This window comes from Nocardiopsis sp. NRRL B-16309 (assembly GCF_001279585.1).
Taxonomy (GTDB): domain Bacteria; phylum Actinomycetota; class Actinomycetes; order Streptosporangiales; family Streptosporangiaceae; genus Nocardiopsis.
Genome location: NZ_LGEC01000124.1, coordinates 1 through 1,418 on the forward strand (window position 1 = coordinate 1; position 1,418 = coordinate 1,418).

Sequence of the window (1,418 nt, forward strand, 5' to 3'; positions counted from 1 at the left end):
CAGGCCCACCTGGATGAGTCCGGCCAGGATCGTGGCGGCGATGAGGTAGTCGACGCCGTACTCGATCGACAGCGGCGCCACCACCAGGGCCATCGCGCCGGTGGCGGCGGAGATCATCGCCGGACGGCCGCCCAGGAACGCGATGGACACCGCCATGACGAAGGAGGCATACAGGCCCACGCGCGGGTCGACCCCGGCGATGAGGGAGAACGCGATGGCCTCGGGGATGAGCGCCAGCGCGACGACCAGCCCGGCCATCACCTCGGTGCGGAACTGGGCCGCGCTGGGAACGCGCGGCTTGAGTGACCCTCGTCGGGTCTTCACAGGCAGATTCATGGAACCCATCTGGTTGGGGCAGCCCACATCAAGGACTGCGGTGTGCATGTCGGGTGAGGCGGCGACGGTGCGCGGACCCTGGCCGACCGACTCCGGGAGTCGGTGGCTGTTGGGCGCCTGGAGTTCCGGTGCGGCACCAGCGGTGCCCCGGAGCGCGGCTTCGTCGCCGCGTGCCCGACCGTGTCCGTCAGAACCGGCCGGGAAGACTGAAAGCGGTCACGGGATCAATGACGTCTCATCGACCTCAACCACGACTGACTCTACCGTTACGTGAGTGTTGGCGTCACCCTGCGCGGTTGAGATGACTCTCACACGAGTGCGGACGAGTGCGCGTATATCCAGGTCAAAGCTGTTTCTGCGGGATGAATTCCGGGTTTCGGGTGCGCTGACGCAGAGTTACGGCCGCCTGGGGATCCAATGTGGCCCCACCGGCCCCGGCCAGGTGTTATGGAGCGCGCTGAACCGACGCTGCCGCACGGGTTCCGGACCCGTCCGGGAGTCCCGCCGGAGCCGCGGTCGGTGCTGTCGCGCGCGGGTCGCGGGCCAGCGGTGTGGCCAACGCCACGAGCGCGCACAGAGCCGCCAGTGCGATGACGCCGGGCCTGTACGACCCGGCTGCCTGGTGTGCCACGGACGACAGGAGCGGTCCCACGGCCGTGGACGCCACGGCGACGGATCGGGTCAGGCCTCGCAGCGCTCCCAGGTTGGCGGTGCCGAAGTAGTGGGGCAGCGCTGTCTTCTCCACGGCCCGAGCCGCCGCCGCGGCTCCGTCCAGTGCGATGCCGTAGGCCAGGGCAGTCACAACGGGCAGGCAGAAGGACTCCTTCGCAGAGGGCATGGCGAGGCCGGCCCGGCATGGATGTGCCGCGGGCCGTGCGTAGGCGGACACGAGTGGCACGGGAAGGGGTGGTGTGCGCGCGGGCGGAAGCGGTGTGCGCTAGTAGGCGTCCTCTTCCACGCCGCCGGCGAGGAGGGGTTCCATGAGCAGGCCGGGGTGCTCGCGCTCGATGACGCGCAGCCGCCACTTGTTGTGCACGAGCACCAGGAGTTCGCCGTCGTTGCGGCGCCGCAGCACCTCCGCG

At 69.8% G+C, this 1,418-nt stretch carries 2 protein-coding genes; both read right to left on the reverse strand.

Annotated elements, in window-relative coordinates; all coding sequences use genetic code 11:
- On the reverse strand, positions 1-345 hold a 345-nt coding region (locus tag ADL05_RS26795; protein ID WP_197285947.1), incomplete at its 3' end, for a SulP family inorganic anion transporter.
- A gap of 436 nt (positions 346-781) precedes the next feature.
- On the reverse strand, positions 782-1,174 hold the full coding sequence (locus ADL05_RS32030; protein ID WP_369801000.1) for a hypothetical protein: 393 nt from the start codon (positions 1,172-1,174) through the stop codon (positions 782-784).
- Between the last annotated feature and the right edge of the window lie 244 nt (positions 1,175-1,418).

Coding starts and splice junctions, on each gene's coding strand:
- ADL05_RS32030 (WP_369801000.1), bottom strand. CDS start 1,174: ATGCCCTCTGCGAAGGAGTCCTTCTGCCTGCCCGTTGTGACTGCCCTG.